The sequence below is a fragment of the Paenibacillus sp. EC2-1 genome, from assembly GCF_049311625.1.
Classification (GTDB): domain Bacteria; phylum Bacillota; class Bacilli; order Paenibacillales; family Paenibacillaceae; genus Paenibacillus_AQ.
Genome location: NZ_CP186006.1, coordinates 2,186,773 through 2,202,603 on the forward strand (window position 1 = coordinate 2,186,773; position 15,831 = coordinate 2,202,603).

Consider the following 15,831-nt stretch of genomic DNA (forward strand, 5'->3'; position numbering starts at 1 on the left):
CTTCAAAATTCTATTTCAATGTTATCCATTCATCACGGTGGATGACTTCAAGACGATGAACTTCTCCGATCGTGCTAATAACTTCTCCACTTGGTAGACCGATAATGGTCTCAAGTTGATCGTCATCATAATTGACGATACCCCGTCCAAGCCTTTCATTGCAGCTATTGATAACTTCAACTACATCACCCGCGTGAAAACTACCTTCTACACGCTTTACACCAACAGGAAGGAGACTGTGCCCCCCATGTAGCAAAGCATCTTGAGCACCATCATCAACGACAATCCGTCCTATCGGTGATGACATAAATCCAAGCCACTGTTTCTTCATGGGAAGAGAGGATAAATGTGTGGCGAAATAGGTGCCTTTTCCATGAGATGACAATGTGTTTTTCAGATCTCCTGGCTCGTTAGCCTTACCAATAAATACGGGGACTCCACCACGTGTTGCGATTTTTGCTGCGTCTATTTTGGACCTCATGCCGCCAGTTCCGACACTTGAACCAGCTCCTCCTGCGAGTGCGTATATCTCATCCGTAATCTCTTGAACCTCTTCAAAACGCACAGCATTTGGAGCTTTCCGTGGATCAGCTGTATATAGTCCATCGGTATCTGTCAGAATAATGAGTTGACGTGCCCTTACAAGGTTCGCAACCAAGGCTGATAATGTATCATTGTCTCCGAATTTAAGTTCATCGATAGAAACGGTATCATTCTCATTGATAATGGGGACAACCCCTTGTTTCAGTAGTTCATCAATCGTCATGCTGGCATTGTTCATTCGTTTGCGATTGGCGAAATCGGTCCTAGTCAGTAAGATTTGTCCTGCAATGAGGTTTCGTGCTGCAAAGGCGTTTTGATATGAACGCATGAGTAAAGCTTGGCCTACCGCTGCTGCTGCTTGTTTCTCATGTAGTAGACGTGGGCGAATATTGTAGCCGATCTTTCGGAACCCAGCAGCCACAGCGCCTGAAGTAACAAGAAGTACTTCATGTCCTTCTTCACGGAGAGCGGCAAGCTCACCCGCATAAAAATCGATGGCTTCTAGGTTTAGTTCTCCCTCGTCCGTAGTCAAGGAGCTACTTCCAATCTTTACGACGATGCGTGAAGGCATCGCTATCACTTCCTCTGTATAATGTTAGGGTTAGAAAATAAAAAAACTTTCGTCCTTAATAAGTAAAGGACGAAAGTTATAACTTCCGCGGTACCACCTTTATTGATGAGTTTCTCATCCGGCTTTGACCTTGTAACAGAAGGGACTGTCCTGCCTGTTAAGGCAAGGCCGCTCGGGGGTAGGATTCGGAAAGGAAGCTACGGCAGATTCTCTCAGCCTTCGGAATCTGCTCTCTTATCGTGCATTTATCTTTCGTACTGGTCCCGTCATCACGTTTAGTTATCGTATTCTACTACTTGAAAGAATAACACAAGAAAAGCTTGATTTCAAAGAAAACCCTACCGGAACAACCCGAGCTTTCCGATGCGTTCTGCCGCTTCACGCAGTCGATCCTCGCTGCTGAGCAGCCCAATTCTTACATATCCCTCACCATGGGTTCCGAAGCCTACACCAGGAGCGACGGCAACATGAGCTTTTTCAAGCAACAGGTCTGAGAAGGAGACCGAAGTAAACCCTTCAGGAACCGGAAGCCAGCTGAAGAAAGATCCTGCAGGTTTCGGTGCATTCCAACCAATGTTAGAGATAGCATCAAAAAATGCATCGCGTCTGGATTGATATTGACGAACAAGATCTTCAACACAAGTCTGGGGAGCTGTCAATGCTTCAGCAGCTGCAGCTTGAATCCCACCGAACAGACTTACATAAATATGATCTTGGAGCTGGTTAATCAGTGAAATTAATTTGGGATTTCCAAGTGCAAATCCGACTCTCCATCCAGCCATATTATAGGTTTTGGATAAAGTATAGAACTCCAATCCGACCTCTTTAGCGCCAGGCGTCTGCAGAAAACTAATAGGACGCTGTCCGTCAAAGCCGATAGCACCATAAGCGAAATCACTTGCGACCACGATGCCGTGCTTTTGAGCGAATGCAACCGTTTCTTCATAGAAAGAGAGCGGAGCCGTTGCTGAAGTTGGATTATTCGGATAATTTAGGAACATGAGTTTCGCTTTTTCCCGATCTGATGAAGAGATAGCACTGAAATCCGGTAAAAAAGCATTCTCTGCACGTAGCGGCATAAAACTCATCTCAGCACGAGCAAGTGCTACCCCTGACCAGTAATCCGGATATCCGGGATCTGGAACGAGACATAGATCTCCAGGATTAAGCAGGATTTGGGGAAGCTGTACCAGACCTGTTTTTCCACCAAATAAGATGGCTATCTCCGTTTCCGGATCCAGTTCAACGTTGTAATCTTCCTTGTACCGTTGAGCCATAGCCTCTTTAAGGAATGAGTGTCCTGTAAACGGTGAGTATTTATGATAGAGAGGGTTTTCTGATGATTCCTTCAATTTAGAGACGATATGTGAAGGAGTCGGTTGGTCAGGATTGCCTTGGCCTAGATTGATAACGTCATGGCCCTGGGCAACCTGCGCATTCACTTTAGCAACCAGCGTTGCGAAAAATTGGGTCGGTAGTGTAGCCATGATGGAAGCGGGCTGTATTGTAAAAGGTTCCTTCATATTAGACATATATGTATCACTCCGGTTCTAAATGTAAATCCATAGGATGAATGTATGATCAATCCTTTAGAATTTAAGAAATAATTTAACACGATTTATCCGAGCTGTATAGAGAGATTTCCGCTTTTAATATTGAAATTACTAGCTTGTGAGGCTATGATGACTACAATTCGTAATAAAACAGAACGTAAGGATAAGCAATTCCAGTGCTTAAAGTTCTAACATACAGGTGAAAGGGGTTAAGATACCATGAACATTGCACTTATTCAGTCTTATATTGAAGTAGGAGATCCCGCAGCGAATCAAAAACGGATCTTTGATCATATGGAGAAAGCTATGGAAGCTGATCCGAAACCTGATATTCTAGTTCTTCCGGAAATGTGGAATACAGGTTACGCGCTTGATCGAATTCAAGAGATTGCAGACAAGGAAGGACGAGAAACAAGAGAGAATTTAAGCTCGTTTGCTCGGAAGCATCGTGTCCAGATCATTGGTGGATCTATTGCTGAAAAAATGGATGAACAAATCTATAACACCATGTACATATTCAATCGACAAGGTGAACAGGTTGCGAAATATTCTAAAATGCATCTATTTCGTCTCATGGATGAAGAGAAGCATCTTCAGGCCGGAGATGAGGCAGTCACGTTTGAACTTGAAGAGGGTCTGATCGCAGGAGCATTGATATGTTACGATATCCGATTCCCAGAACTCGCTAGAACGCTTGCGTTAGAAGGGGCGAAAGTGTTATTTGTTCCAGCGGAGTGGCCACACCCGAGATTGAACCACTGGAGAACTCTTCTTATTGCTAGGGCTATAGAGAACCAAATGTATGTTGTTGCATGTAATCGTGTTGGAGATAGTGGTGAGACTTCGTTCTTCGGACATTCGATGATTATTGATCCTTGGGGAGAAATTGTAGCAGAAGGTGGAGAAGAGGAGGCCATTATTACAGGAAATCTAGACAGTTCTCTTACGGATTCGGTACGTCAGCGGATTCCTGTGTTTGAAGACCGTAGACCAAGTTTGTATGGACTAAAATGATATAGCGGTTTGGTTTCATCTCCTGACGAGCGGGTATACTATGGGTAATCCCTTATAAGGAGGTCTAGCATGATGACCAACAACAATGAAAAGAGCACCAACCAAGAGAGTATGGAAGAGCAAAAGGATCAATTCCGGAATTTTGTTGAGGGTGTAACTGGCGGCGGACATGGGACTGGGGATGATGAAGCGATTCAGGAGACATCTCGTGTTGCAGATAAGCAGAATCGCTTGATTGACAAGCATAATTTACGTAAATAATAGCAGGATGCTAAAGAGGCTTATCCCTAGGGATAAGTCTCTTTATTTCTATATAAATATAGATCACTGTTTGCTGTTGGTTCCTTCAGAAGCAAGCACACTCATGATTTCCTTGAAGGTTTCGATAAAGGCATCAGCAGCTTTGGATAAATAACGGCCATTCCGATAGGCAATTACAAGTGTACGGCTTGGAACAGGCTCGGCTAATTTTAAGTACACAGGAATAAATTCACTGCGCTTTGCTCGGGCGATGAAATGGGGAACTAACGTAACGCCCATGCCTGTCGCAACTAAGGATTGAACTGTTTCGATGTTGTTGCTCTCAAATACGACATTAGGTTCAAATCCAGCTTCTCGGCACAAATCGAAGGCAAGCTTGCGAAAACCTTGTCCTTTTTTCAGTAGGATAAAAGCCTCATCCTTCAGTTCCGCAAGGTCGATTAACTGATCAGGATACTTCTGTGCGCGAAGTGCAAGTGGATGCTCCGGCGGTACGGCTAAATCAATCGTCTCTACCCCTACCGGTACATACGATAAAGAAGGTTCAGTTAATGGTAAGGATAGAAGACTTAGATCTGCCTTACCACTAGCTGTAAGTTTCTCAAGGTTTATTGAGGAGTCTTCCATTAATGTAATTTCAATATCCGGATAGGACTGTTTAAATGCCGGGAGAACTCTTGGGAGCAGATGCGACCCTGTGATCGGCATACTGCCGACCACCACTTTGCCTTTTCGTAACTGAGAAATATCAGACATTTCTTGACGAAGCTGTTCAACGGCATCCATTATTTTTTGAGCATGTTCAACAAAGCTAGCTCCTGCATGTGTTAGTTCAACGGTACTCGTATTACGCTGAAATAGTAGAACACCAAGCTCCTTTTCCAATTTGGACAATTGCTGGCTGAGAGAAGGCTGGGCAATATGAAGCTTCTCTGCTGCGCGTGAAAAATTTTTGTCTGCGGCAATTTGCAGTGTGTATAATAGTTGTCTGAATTCCATTCAAATCACTCCGTTATAGGTTTAACCTATTATTGTAGTTATATTATATAGGCTTTGGTATTTATTTGAAAGAAAAAAGAGATATCGAATATATTGATCTGGAACTTATAGATGTTACCTATTGCTTTTATAGCTTTTATATCTTGGAACAATGAGACAGGAGAAGATATAATACAATCAATCGAAAGGGAAGGTAAATCTTTCTTTTCACATGGATCGAATGAATTAATGGGGTGAATATGATGAGTAAAAAGACGATGTTCGAAAAAATTTGGGATAACCACGTCATTCATCAGGAAGAAGGTAAGCCTGGTATTTTGTATATCGACCTGCACTTGGTTCACGAAGTAACTTCTCCGCAGGCTTTTGAAGGGCTTCGTCTTAGCGGCCGCAAGGTACGCCGTCCTGAATTGACTTTCGCGACAATGGATCACAACGTTCCAACGAAAGACCGTTTCAACATTACGGATCCGATCTCGAAACAACAGATTGATACACTGACACAGAACTGCCGTGATTTTGGCGTAACGCTCTACGATCTCGATACAATTGATCAAGGTGTTGTTCACGTCATGGGCCCTGAGCTTGGTTTGACACATCCAGGTAAAACGATTGTATGTGGCGACAGCCATACATCTACGCATGGTGCGTTTGGAGCTTTGGCATTCGGTATTGGTACAAGTGAGGTTGAGCACGTAATGGCAACCCAATGCTTGCAGCAAGCGAAAGCGAAGACAATGGAAGTTCGTTTCGTGGGCAAGCGCAACCCGGGTGTAACGGCTAAGGATATGATTCTCGGCGTAATCGCAAAGTATGGTACGGACTTTGCTACGGGTTATGTTATCGAGTACACAGGTGAAGCGATTCGTGAGTTGACAATGGAAGAGCGTATGACGGTATGTAACATGTCCATCGAAGGTGGAGCAAGAGCCGGTATGATCGCACCAGATGAGACCACTTTCGAATATCTTCGTGGACGTCAGCATGTGCCGCAAGGAGATTACTTTGACCGCGCTGTTGAAGCTTGGAAAGAGCTTGTGACTGATGAGGGTGCAGCGTTTGACACTGTACTGGAGTTTGATGTAGAAACATTAATTCCACAGGTTACATGGGGAACGAGCCCAGGTATGGGAACAGATATTTCTTCAACCGTTCCGAACCCAGCTGATTTTACAACAGAAAATGAACGTAAAGCTGCTGAAAAAGCACTTGAATATATGGCTTTAGTTCCAGGAACGCCTATTTCTGAAATTCCGATTGATTATGTGTTTATCGGCTCTTGTACCAACGGCCGTATTGAAGATCTTCGTGCAGCGGCAGCAGTAGCTCAAGGGCACAAAGTGTCTGAGAATGTAACGGCGATCGTTGTTCCTGGATCTGGACGGGTTAAAATTCAAGCAGAGAAAGAAGGCTTGGATAAAATCTTTATCGAAGCTGGATTCGAATGGCGTGAAGCTGGCTGCAGTATGTGTCTAGCTATGAATCCAGATGTATTGAAGCCGGGTCAACGTTGTGCTTCAACATCCAACCGTAACTTTGAAGGACGTCAAGGTCGCGGTGGTAGAACACACCTCGTATCTCCTGCTATGGCAGCAGCTGCTGCAGTAAAAGGACGTTTTGTTGATGTTCGTGACTGGAATTTCGTAAATAAAGAAGCTGTAGTCTAAGAAGGGACGGGGAAATACTATGCAAGCATTCACAAAATTCACAGGTATCGTTGGACCTGTTGATCGGGTCAACGTTGATACAGACGCTATTATTCCTAAGCAATTTCTTAAACGCATTGAGCGGACAGGGTTTGGACAGTTCCTGTTTTACGAATGGCGTTTTGATGAAGCGGGAGCTGTGATTGATAGCTTCTCATTGAATCAACCTCGCTATGAGGGAGCTTCTGTACTTATCTCGAGAGCTAACTTTGGATGCGGATCTTCACGTGAACACGCTCCATGGGCAATCATGGACTATGGGTTCCGTGTAGTAATCGCGCCATCATTCGCGGATATTTTCTACAACAACTGCTTCAAAAACGGTATTCTGCCGATCAAGCTGTCTGAAGAGCAGGTAGAAGATCTCTTTCAGCGCACAACTGCTCAGGAAGGCTATCAGTTGACTATTGATCTAGAGAACAAGAGTATCTCCGATGGTCAAGGACTGAATATTGAATTTGATTTGGATGAACATCGTCGTCAGTTCTTGCTTCAAGGATTAGATGATATCGGACTAACGCTGCAACATAAAGACGAAATTGATGCTTATGAGAAGAAGCATGCAGATCGTTTGTTCGCTTAATCTCTCAATTGAATCTACAAAAGGTTACAAGATTATTAAACTTCCATTTCCGGTGTAGGAAATGGAAGTTTTTTCTGTTATTATGGGTATAATATACAGCTTTATGAGAGACGGACTTCATTTACTTGTCGGCTTATGTCCAGATTACCTTCAGCGGTATGCTGAAAAGCTTTTGCAAACAATGGATGATTGAGGTGGATTCATGAAAAGGTTAGGGTTTTTAATGTTTTTGCTTGTTTTTTTGCTAGCGTTTCCAAAGGCGGGTGATGCTGCTTCAGCCAGTGCTAAGATTTTCTTAGACGGGCAACAACTGAATTTGTCGTCTGGCGTGCAAGTGGCGAACGTAGATAACAACATCATGATTCCTATTCGTGTTGTGTCCGAGAACCTGGGATTTAAAGTCGATTGGGAGAAAGCAAGCCAGTCTGTTACCGTTCAGAACAGTATTACCACAGTGAAAATGGTTGTTGGTAGTAAGACAGCGCATATTGATGGATCTCAAGTAAGTATGAATATCACACCGGTGCTAAGCGGTCAGACCACACTGGTACCCCTTCGTTTTGTAAGTAGTCAGATGGGGATGGACGTAAAGTGGGACAACCAGAATAAGGCTGTATATCTGTCTTCCTCCGGAAGTATGACGGATCCTTGGATTGATGGCAATGGAACACCAAATGATCCTGATACCGAGGTTCCAAGCACTCCAACTGAGCCAGTGAATCCATCGCTGCCAGGAACACCTGGATCACTCGCATCGATTGATGGAATAAGCTTTAGCGAGAATCGCTTGATGATTGCTACCTCAGGGAATGTGAAACCTAATGTTTTCAAACTGAGCAGTCCAGAACGTATAGTAGTAGATTTACCAAATACAGCTTTCTCCGAAGTTTTCGGATATGAACATACGCTGAACACTAAGAATAGTGGCGAATTGTCTGTAACTGGTTATCCCGATGTATCATTGATTAGATATGCCCTGTTCAGTGATTCACCTTCAACAGTTCGCGTCGTTATTAATCTGAACAATGCAATGGATTATACAGTTACTACTGAAAATGATGGTCTAGTATTTATTAATCTGAATCCACCCGAGGCGGTTCCTACACCTCCAGTAGGATCGAACGGTAAGAAAATTGTTGTACTTGATGCTGGGCATGGAGGAAGTGATCCTGGTTCCAATAGTGTTACGGGAAAGAAAGAGAAGGCATTCAACCTTGCTCTTGCTCAAAAGGTAGAGAAACTTCTAAAAAATGAGAAGAATATCGATGTTATTATGACACGGAGTGATGACTCTACACTGGGTCTTAAAGATCGCTCTAAAATTGCGAATAATCTTAATGCAGATATATTCGTATCCATGCACGGAAATAATAGTACTGCCGGTTCGCCTACTGGAACGGAAACCCTCTATACAAGAGCGGAAAGCAGTAAGCTTGCCCAAACCATCCATAAACATTTGGTCAAAGCAACCGGTCTTAAGGATCGTGGTGTAAAAACTCAAAATTTAAGTGTTACTCGAGAGACTAAAATGCCTGCGGTTCTGCTAGAGGTCGGATTTTTGAACAATAAGAACGATGAATCTCAAATGTTTAGTGAAGATTTTCAGAATCGTGTTGCAGAAGGGATTGTAAGTGGTATTAAAGAATATCTAAATGTACAATGATAGATCAAAAATTTAACTACAAAGGGGGACAATCCATGAACAGAAAGTATTTGATTACAGGTCTGTTGTCACTTGTCCTGGTCCTAAGTGCTGGATGCGGCCAGAAACCGGAGGCTGCCCCGATCGAGCCAACACCGACGACACCTGAGCAAGTAGTAGACGTAGAGACCGTGAATAAAGAAATTACACCTCCTGAAAACAATGAGACCGAGAAAACTCCAGCGAATACGGGAGGAACACAAGAAGTTAAGACGGGCAGCAATAATGCGAAAGCAGAAGCGAAAACGGCTACCATCGAACTCTACTACACGGATCCAGAACTATTAGGCGTAGAGAAGACTTCGAAAAAAATTGCGTATACAGATGAAGAGGACAAGTATAAGAAAGCATTTGAGGGGCTTCAATCGAGTACAGATGATCAATTTGTTCCGTTATGGAGAGATTCCATTAAACTGACATCGGTGAAGTTCGAGCAGGGTGCTTTGACCTTGGATATTGTCAAGCCTGATGAAGCGAACTTGGGATCAGGTGGAGAAATGTATGCTATTGAAGCATTAAGAAATACTTTTTTTCAATTTAATGAAGTAAAGTCTATTGAATTATTGGTAGAAGGCATGAAGGTTGAGAGTCTTATGGGACATGTGGAACTTGAACATCCTATGACCCGTTAAACCGTATTAGTAGTTGTTTTGAACTATATATTGTCTTCATTAATAATACTACCAAACTCCTATTTCTTTCTTGAAATAGGAGTTTTTTTGGTTAAAAGGGAATAAATTCGCAACTTTAATAAATAGGGTGCGTCTATAGTTTGTCAGGTAATGTCGGACAGGCCGAGGTCAGAAACGCCAATCTATGGCAGAACAATAGGATGGTAGGGGTGAATGATGAAGAAGTTCGGTATTTTATTATTTCTGTTTGTCATTATGGTGGCTTTACCTAAAGGAGTGGATGCAAGTTCATACAGTGCCAAGATTTATCTGGATGGAAATGAATTGAACTTGTCATCGGATGTAAAAGTGGAAAATATAGGTGGAACGGTGATGGTGCCGATTCGCGTAATTTCCGAGAACTTAGGTTACGCCGTAAAGTGGAGTAAGGCAACTCAGACAGTAACGGTGAATGACAGTGAGATAACTGTTGAAATGGTCATCGGTAGTAAGTATGCAAAGATCAATGGACAGAGTATGGAGATGAATAAGGCTCCATTACTTCGTGGGGGAACCACAATGGTGCCCATCCGTTTTATCAGCGAACAGATGGGCTTGAATGTTAAGTGGGATAACAAGGAGAAAGCTGTATATCTTATTACCCCGCCAACAAGTAATCCAAACCCTGGGGGTGATGGACTTGCTACAATCAACGGGATAAGTTTTAGTGATAATCGCCTGATGGTTGCTGTATCGGGCAACGTTAAACCTAAAGTAATGAAGTTAACAGGCCCTCATCGGATTGTGATTGATGTTGAAAATGCGAAGTTCTCTGATACATTCAGCAGCAATAATACGATTGATTCCAATTTGAATGGACAGTTGTCTGTTACGGGAAATCCAGATGTGAAGTTGATTAGATATTCACTTTTCAATAATGATCCTTCGACTATACGGATCGTAATTGACCTCAATTATGCGAAGAACTATACACTTCAAGGTACAGGAACTGGTTCTGGTGTGTTCATTGTTGATCTTAACACGACGACAACCGAACCTGCTCCGCCACCAGGAACGGGTGGTAAGAAACTTGTTGTTATCGATGCTGGGCACGGGGCACATGATCCGGGTGCTGTAAGTTCTTCTAAAAGACAAGAAAAGGACTTTGCTCTTGCTGTATCTCTAAAAGTAGGGAAGTTGCTTGAAAAAGAGAAGAACATCGATGTTGTTCTAACAAGAAGTGATGATACTTTCTTGGAACTGAAGGACCGCGTGAAGATTGCGAATAATCTGAAGGCAGATGCCTTTGTTTCTATCCATGCTAATAGTGGACCTTCTGCAGCTACAGGTACGGAGACCTATTATCAAAGAGATTCTAGTAAAGCGTTAGCGAATACGATTCATAAGTATCTGTCTAAAGCTACTGGGTTTAAAGACCGTGGTGTGAAGTATGGAAACTTCCATGTTATTCGTGAGACAAATATGGCGGCAGTCCTGCTTGAAGTTGGTTTTATAAGTAATAAGAATGATGAGACTCAGCTCTTCAACAGCGCATTTCAACAACGTGTAGCAGAATCTGTTGTTGTAGGATTGAAAGAATATTTAAAGGTTAAATAAGTTGAAAAGAAGATTTCAGGAGGTGGGCATATGAACAAGAGATTATGGTTCGTGGGCATGCTTGCAGCAGTCATGGTGTTTAGTGCTGGCTGCGGGCAAAAGCCCGGAGCAGCTCCGGGAGATACGACGGGACAAAACACAACAGGCACGCCCTCGCCTGGGGTTGATCCCGATCAACAGCAACCGGCTGAGGGTAACAATCAGACGGGTACGACAAACGGTGCAGGTACGGGTGAGGTGCCGAAAGATGATAAAAAAACAGAAACCATCACATTGTATTATACCGACCCAGAGTTGTTGGGGCTGAAGAAAGGTTCAGTAGAAATCACATTTAAGAACGATAGTGAGAAATACGAAGCTGCCTTTAAAGCTCTTAAAACTAGCGATCAAGAAGATCTAGTTCCATTGTGGGAAAAGGTTGAGTTGCTTTCTTCATCTTTTGCGGATGGAAAGTTGACACTTGATCTTCAAATCCCAGCTGAGGCTCATTTTGGAGCAGGTGGAGAATCTTTTGCTGTAGAGGCAATCAAGGATACTTTCTTTCAATTCGATGAAGTAAAATCACTTCAGCTGCTTGTCGATGGGAAACAGGTTGAGAGCTTGATGGGACATGTAGAATTACAAAATCCTGAAACTCGGTAGTGACGGTTTGAAGGAGATCACGATCTGTTGTCGAATAAAGGAATATTGAGGAAGCAGCAGATAGGAGAGGGGAAACAAAATGGTATCAAGTCAAAATAAACAATATCATTCCAAAAAAGTGGTCTCCGCCGTCATGGCCGGACTTATGGTATTAGGAACAGGTGCAGCGACTACCGCTGCTGCAGCAGAACAAACAGCAGTGAGTGCACCAGCTTCAACATCTAGTCTCTTCAGTGACGTGAAGTCAGGTTTCTGGGGAGAAAAGTATATTTATCAATTAGCGGCGCAGGGCATTGTTATGGGAGAAAACGGGAAATTTCGACCTAACGATCCAGTGAGCCAACAAGAGGCTGTTACAATGGCGATCCGCTTCTTAAATCAACAAGCTAGTGATAGTAATGGCTTGGCCACGACATTACCGACAAATATGAAAGTTAGTAGTTATGCAGTTCCTTATGTCAAATTGGCGCTTCAGCAAAGCCTGCTCGACATGAAGAAAGAATCCGCCTATTCCGACCCTAAAGTAACGTGGGGAGCCAAGAAAGCCTCTCGCGAGTGGGTATTGGAAGTATTGGTACGTGCCATTGGACGCACGTCTGATGCTAAGGCAGCTATGAATAAAGCGACGGGCTTTGCGGATAACGCCAAAATTTCACCAGATCGGTTAGGGTTTGTGAATGTAGCCGTTAGTTTGGATCTTGTCCAAGGTGTTAGCGGTAATAGATTTGATCCACAGGGAGCGGTAACAAGAGCTCAAATGGCGACATTCTTAAGCCGTGCACAGGCACATATTGAAACAAATTATGCGAATCAATCTAAAGGCTATGTTACTTCGGTAGATAGCGGAAAGCTTGAAATTTATGTTGACGGTAAACCAAGTGTATTTACGCTTGATGGATCAACTACATATTTCGAGAAAGATTCAGCTAAGAGATTGTCGAATTCCGATATTAAGCCATATACGATGGTGACTGTTATTGGTAAAGACAATAAGGCAGCTTATGTTGAAATATTAGATCCGAATCAAAAGGTTGAGTCGTTTGAAAGAACGTATGCACGTTTATCACCGAATAACGTGATTTGGTTCGACTCTAACAGTACATTTGAAGAGTTGTCTTACGATGCGAATACGAAGTTCTTAGATCAGAATGGTAATGAAATTGATCCAAAGACAATGGCCGCTGGAAGTGTAGTAACGGTTGAGCGGGAAACATTTACGCCGCAAAAGCGAATCGTTGCCATTCGTATAAAGAACGGTTTGGTTAACAAGACAGCAACAGGAACCGTGCAATCGGTGGATTCTGTTAACAAAACGATTTCGATTAAAGATGCATCGAGCACAGTGGTGGATTCTTTCAAATGGGACGACAGTACTTTGATTCAGTATCAGAACCAATTGCTTAGTCCTTCAGAATTGAAGGCAGGTTCTGTTGTAAGTTACACCGTGAAAAACAGTGTCCTTCAAAAGGTTGAGATTAGTCAAAGTGTAGACCGTACAGTTACAGCTATGCTGTATAACGTAGAAAGTAATGGAAAAACCATTACTTATAAACGTTCAAACAGCAACCAATTAGAAACAAAGTTTCTGGTTGAAAAGCCAGAGCTTGTGATCAGTGGAATTGCCCAACCTGTGTTAGGTGATCTACTGGCTGATGCGACTTCAGGAGACCAAGTTGAGCTTACCATTAACGGCGAAGAGAAAGTTACTAAGATTCAAGTATTAGGTCGTCAGATGGAACAAATGAATGGCGTAACCGTCGTTTCATACGATCCTAAGAAACGTTGGTTGATGGTTAGTGATGATAAGAGCCTACCTAAAGTCATTATTTTGGATGACAAAACTAAGCTAGACTCTTCTTCTGGAAGCACCTTGTCTGCTGTAGAGGGACTTCTCGGAGCGGGCCGGAAAGTAAACATTACACATATTGGAAACCGTGCCCTTTCTCTTGAAGTTGTGTATAAGTATGATGGTAAAGTTACAGCTATTAATACGACAACCAAGACGGTTACGATTCTGACTGCAGAAGGACAAAGTATCAGTATTCCTTACAACACACCTAAGGTGGAGCTGTACAGCAAACCGGTTGCTTCCATCTCGGATATTAAAATTGGCGACGAGGTTTCTGCACAGTTATCAACTAATCAAGATAGCTTGTTCAGTCTGAGAGCCAAAACATCCGTTCAGTTTGAAGTAGTATCTACAGAAAACACCCTGAACCGTGTTCGGGTGAAAAACGAAGGTATTACGAGTGAGTTTTATACGGATAAGGCTGTTCTAACGGATGAGAATGGTCAAGCCATCCGCATTAATGATCTTCGTGCAGGAACACTGATTAACGTAAACTTTGTGGGTACAACTGCAAGCTCTGTTCAGTATGTTAAACTATCTCTCGGCCAAGTGATCGAGGTTGATGCTGCTGGAGGTGCGTTTACAGTAAAAGCATTTAATGGCGCGAATGAGAAGTTGAGTACGTCAGGTAAGGTTAAAGTCATTCGTGGTGGAGTCGTTTCAACGAATCTGAACACGCTGACTGGTAATGATCGAGTAGAGGTTCGTAAGGATATCGATGGAACAACAATTGTGAAGGTTCTGGATTCGTTAACGCGTTCTTTCTGGAGATATGACAATGGAGATGTGTTTGTAAAGCGCTCCTATACAACAGAGAATTATCGTTTCCCAGCGGCCTCAAATGTATATGTTCATGAAAAAGACCAGAACTTGTCCGTGCAATCCCTTAAAGAAGATGATAATATTGTACTGTATTTCAACAACGGAACCGTTGTAGAGATCGTGAAACAATAGTTATCACTTCGAAATACACGAGAAACACCGTCTTGATGCGGGGCTTTGTCGCATCAAGACTTTTTTTTGCGGGAGGGATCTTGTTATGAACTCGGCCACGGTACGACATATACTTGATACGATAGAAAACATGTTTCCGGATGCACACTGCGAATTACTTCATGAAAATGCTTTTGAATTGACAATTGCTGTTCTATTGTCAGCACAGTGTACGGATGAAACAGTCAACAAAGTGACCAGAGATCTGTTTCAGAAATATAAAACACCGCAGGATTATGTCGCTGTACCGATTGAAGAGTTGGAACAGGATATTCGGCGGATTGGGCTATACCGTAACAAGGCTAAACACATTCACAATCTATGCCGATTATTAATCGAGCAGTATGGTGGTGAGGTGCCTGAAGCTCATGATGAGCTGGTGAAGCTGCCTGGTGTCGGGCGAAAAACCGCGAACGTGGTCGTATCGAACGCTTTTGGCGTACCTGCTATTGCAGTGGACACCCATGTGGAGCGTGTATCGAAGCGTCTTGGCTTAGCCGGATGGAACGACAATGTGCTTGAAGTGGAGAAAAAGCTGATGAAACGAGTACCACGAGAAGAGTGGACCTTAACACATCACAGGCTTATCTTTTTTGGAAGATATCACTGCAAAGCCCAAAATCCACAATGTCAGGTATGTCCACTACTCGACGTATGTCGTGAAGGCAAGAAGCGTATGAAAACGTCCATGGTCAGGAAGAATAAGGTACAGACCGCAAGGAGTAAGAATTAGACAAGAGAAAGAGGATGGGATTATTATGAAATGCATCTCGGTTTACACGGATAACTTTGAATTGTTCTCCGACATTTTTGAACAAGTGGTTGAGAGCCAACTGGAAGAAAATGAAGAAAAAGAATTAGAAGGCGTAACTTACAGCAACTCGGGAGAAGCTCCAGAGCATTATTTAGAGCGTATGTCTCAAAAACCTGAGGTTGTTGTAATGCGCGACAAATCGAGAGGTTTAACGATTCTGCAACACGGGAGTGTTTTTGAAATTCTTATTCCTGAAGCAGAAAATGCAGCTCTTTCATAAACCATACTTATTGGTTTCAAAAGATCCGGCCCTAAAATAGGGCCGTTTTTTTTATTTTACCTGCTGACAAGTGATTTCTTTACAGCTCCAGCGATGTTACAATAAAATGATCTGAGAATATGTGACATTTATTATAGATAAAGATGGACAGGA

At 42.9% G+C, this 15,831-nt stretch carries 14 protein-coding genes and 1 other annotated feature; of the genes, 11 read left to right on the forward strand and 3 right to left on the reverse strand.

The genetic code is table 11. The annotated features are described in order from the left end of the window. Positions 1-10: 10 nt before the first annotated feature. Together proB and ACK8P5_RS10400 are read right to left on the reverse strand one after the other, a co-directional pair. Entirely contained in the window at positions 11-1,114 is a 1,104-nt protein-coding gene (gene proB, locus ACK8P5_RS10395; protein WP_422660862.1) for a glutamate 5-kinase, read from the reverse strand. Positions 1,115-1,176: 62 nt separating this feature from the next. Then, positions 1,177-1,393: a binding site (T-box leader), on the reverse strand. Between the two features lie 59 nt (positions 1,394-1,452). Beyond that, complete coding sequence (locus ACK8P5_RS10400) at positions 1,453-2,646, reverse strand: pyridoxal phosphate-dependent aminotransferase (RefSeq protein WP_422660863.1); 1,194 nt, start codon at positions 2,644-2,646, stop codon at positions 1,453-1,455. Between the two features lie 240 nt (positions 2,647-2,886). On the opposite strand from ACK8P5_RS10400, the gene ACK8P5_RS10405 reads away from it, so the two are divergent. Both ACK8P5_RS10405 and ACK8P5_RS10410 read left to right on the forward strand, forming a co-directional pair. Then, entirely contained in the window at positions 2,887-3,681 is a 795-nt protein-coding gene (locus ACK8P5_RS10405) for a carbon-nitrogen family hydrolase (RefSeq protein WP_422660864.1), read from the forward strand. 72 nt (positions 3,682-3,753) lie between these two features. Continuing rightward, entirely contained in the window at positions 3,754-3,942 is a 189-nt protein-coding gene (locus tag ACK8P5_RS10410; RefSeq protein ID WP_422660865.1) for a hypothetical protein, read from the forward strand. Between the two features lie 63 nt (positions 3,943-4,005). Here ACK8P5_RS10410 and ACK8P5_RS10415 read toward each other — a convergent pair whose 3' ends face one another. Next, entirely contained in the window at positions 4,006-4,941 is a 936-nt protein-coding gene (locus tag ACK8P5_RS10415) for a LysR family transcriptional regulator (RefSeq protein ID WP_422660866.1), read from the reverse strand. Between the two features lie 242 nt (positions 4,942-5,183). On the opposite strand from ACK8P5_RS10415, the gene leuC reads away from it, so the two are divergent. From leuC to ACK8P5_RS10460, 9 genes are all read left to right on the forward strand, one after another. Continuing rightward, a complete protein-coding gene (leuC, locus tag ACK8P5_RS10420) occupies positions 5,184-6,608 on the forward strand; it encodes a 3-isopropylmalate dehydratase large subunit (protein WP_422660867.1) in 1,425 nt (474 codons plus the stop codon). A gap of 19 nt (positions 6,609-6,627) precedes the next feature. Continuing rightward, the gene (gene leuD, locus ACK8P5_RS10425) at positions 6,628-7,230 is read left to right on the forward strand and encodes a 3-isopropylmalate dehydratase small subunit (RefSeq protein WP_422660868.1); all 603 of its coding nucleotides are present in this window, start codon (positions 6,628-6,630) and stop codon (positions 7,228-7,230) included. A gap of 202 nt (positions 7,231-7,432) precedes the next feature. Continuing rightward, positions 7,433-8,893 carry an N-acetylmuramoyl-L-alanine amidase gene (locus ACK8P5_RS10430; protein ID WP_422660869.1) on the forward strand — a complete coding sequence of 487 codons (1,461 nt, stop codon included), beginning with the start codon at positions 7,433-7,435 and terminating at the stop codon, positions 8,891-8,893. A 35-nt stretch (positions 8,894-8,928) separates the two neighbouring features. Continuing rightward, complete coding sequence (locus ACK8P5_RS10435) at positions 8,929-9,564, forward strand: GerMN domain-containing protein (protein WP_422660870.1); 636 nt, start codon at positions 8,929-8,931, stop codon at positions 9,562-9,564. Positions 9,565-9,780: 216 nt separating this feature from the next. Further along, the gene (locus ACK8P5_RS10440) at positions 9,781-11,160 is read left to right on the forward strand and encodes an N-acetylmuramoyl-L-alanine amidase (protein WP_422661433.1); all 1,380 of its coding nucleotides are present in this window, start codon (positions 9,781-9,783) and stop codon (positions 11,158-11,160) included. 30 nt (positions 11,161-11,190) lie between these two features. Continuing rightward, positions 11,191-11,802 (forward strand): GerMN domain-containing protein, encoded by a 612-nt coding sequence (locus tag ACK8P5_RS10445; protein WP_422660871.1) that lies wholly within the window; start codon positions 11,191-11,193, stop codon positions 11,800-11,802. A 79-nt stretch (positions 11,803-11,881) separates the two neighbouring features. Continuing rightward, positions 11,882-14,605, forward strand: a complete 2,724-nt coding sequence (locus ACK8P5_RS10450) for an S-layer homology domain-containing protein (protein ID WP_422660872.1) — start codon at positions 11,882-11,884, stop codon at positions 14,603-14,605. An 85-nt stretch (positions 14,606-14,690) separates the two neighbouring features. Continuing rightward, entirely contained in the window at positions 14,691-15,377 is a 687-nt protein-coding gene (gene nth / locus ACK8P5_RS10455) for an endonuclease III (protein WP_422660873.1), read from the forward strand. A 25-nt stretch (positions 15,378-15,402) separates the two neighbouring features. After that, a complete protein-coding gene (locus tag ACK8P5_RS10460) occupies positions 15,403-15,678 on the forward strand; it encodes an NAD/NADP transhydrogenase alpha subunit (RefSeq protein ID WP_422660874.1) in 276 nt (91 codons plus the stop codon). Positions 15,679-15,831 lie beyond the last annotated feature (153 nt).